Origin of the sequence: Streptomyces sp. SID14436 (assembly GCF_010548465.1) — a bacterium.
In the GTDB taxonomy this organism is placed as follows: domain Bacteria; phylum Actinomycetota; class Actinomycetes; order Streptomycetales; family Streptomycetaceae; genus Streptomyces.
Map to the genome: position 1 here is coordinate 1 of NZ_JAAGMD010000088.1, position 820 is coordinate 820.

1 protein-coding gene is annotated in these 820 nt (G+C 75.5%); it reads left to right on the forward strand.

Going from position 1 to position 820, the window contains the following annotated elements; all coding sequences use genetic code 11:
- Positions 1 to 235: 235 nt before the first annotated feature.
- Positions 236 to 820 (forward strand): metallophosphoesterase (locus tag G3I53_RS03120; protein WP_203616665.1); only part of this gene is annotated, 585 nt, incomplete at its 3' end.

Sequence of the window (820 nt, forward strand, 5' to 3'; positions counted from 1 at the left end):
ATGCTGGCGTCCAACGCCGGGCACCGGCTCCCCGCGATGGCCCGGCGGGGACCGGCGTAGGGCCGGTCGCGCCGGCCCACCGCCGTCCGGCGGTGGGCCGCACTCACGTCCCCGGCGGGCACGGAGGCACACGGGGCCCGCCCCGTCACGGCCGGTCCCTGCGGCGGCAGTTGCGCCGGACGGAGCGCCTGCCCCGCCCATCGGCCGCCGTCCGCCGCGTTGTTACGGTGCCCCGATGTCCTCCTCATCGCGCGAGAGTGCCGAAGGAGCCGGCTGGGGACCCGCGGAACGCGGCACCTACCGGCAGTCGATGCCCGCCTCGGACCGGCGGGAGCGGATCTCCTGGCTCGACCCGCGGATGCTGTGGGCCGCCCGCAACGGCGTCCTCGCGTCCTGGTTCGGCGACCCGACGGGGGCGACCCGCAGCCGGTGGGTGGCCCAGCGGGAGTCGGCCGGAGCACCCGTCGACAAGGTGATCCGGCGGGACGACCCCGACCGCTTCTCCTTCCTAGTGATCGGTGACACCGGTGAGGGCGGGGAGCCGCAGTACGCGGTCGTGCCCGGGCTGCTGGAGGCTGGCCGGGACACCCGGTTCGCGGTGATCGCCAGCGACGTGATCTACCCGGTGGGCAGCGCCGACGACTACGCGGCCAAGTTCTTCCGGCCCTACCGGGACTATCCGGCGCCCGTCTACGCGATACCCGGCAACCACGACTGGTACGAGGATCTCGGCGCGTTCATGCGGGTGTTCTGCGACGACGCGCCCGCGTTGCCGCCCGGGCCGGCGCCCCGCCCGCTGACCCGGGCCTGGCTGCGAGCG